The following is a 328-nucleotide window of genomic DNA, read 5'->3' as shown; positions in this document are numbered from 1 at the left end:
GATGTTCGCGCGGATGGTGTCGTCGAAGAGGTAGACGTCCTGGAACACGATGGCGATGTGGCGCAGCAGTTCGTCCGGGTCCATCGCGCCGATGTCGACACTCCCGAGCCGTACGACACCTGACTGCGGATCGGCGAAGCGGCTGATCAGCTTGGTGATCGTGGTCTTCCCGGAGCCGGAGGGGCCGACCAGGGCGGTCAGGCTGCGCTCGGCGACGGTGAAGTCGACACCGGTCAAGGACGGCTCGCTCTGGCCGTCGTAGGCGAAGGTGACGTCCTCGAAGCGGATGTCGAAGGTCTTCGGTTCGCTCCCGCCCGGTGCGACCGGC

At 66.5% G+C, this 328-nt stretch carries 1 protein-coding gene; it reads right to left on the bottom strand.

Annotated features, from left to right (window positions below; all coding sequences use genetic code 11):
* Positions 1-328 (bottom strand): ATP-binding cassette domain-containing protein (locus ADL29_RS11795; protein WP_157878462.1); only part of this gene is annotated, 328 nt, incomplete at both ends.

It is taken from the genome of Streptomyces chattanoogensis (genome assembly GCF_001294335.1).
In the GTDB taxonomy this organism is placed as follows: domain Bacteria; phylum Actinomycetota; class Actinomycetes; order Streptomycetales; family Streptomycetaceae; genus Streptomyces; species Streptomyces chattanoogensis.
Note: the sequence above shows the minus strand (reverse complement) of the source record. Positions and strands in the feature narration are given on the sequence as shown.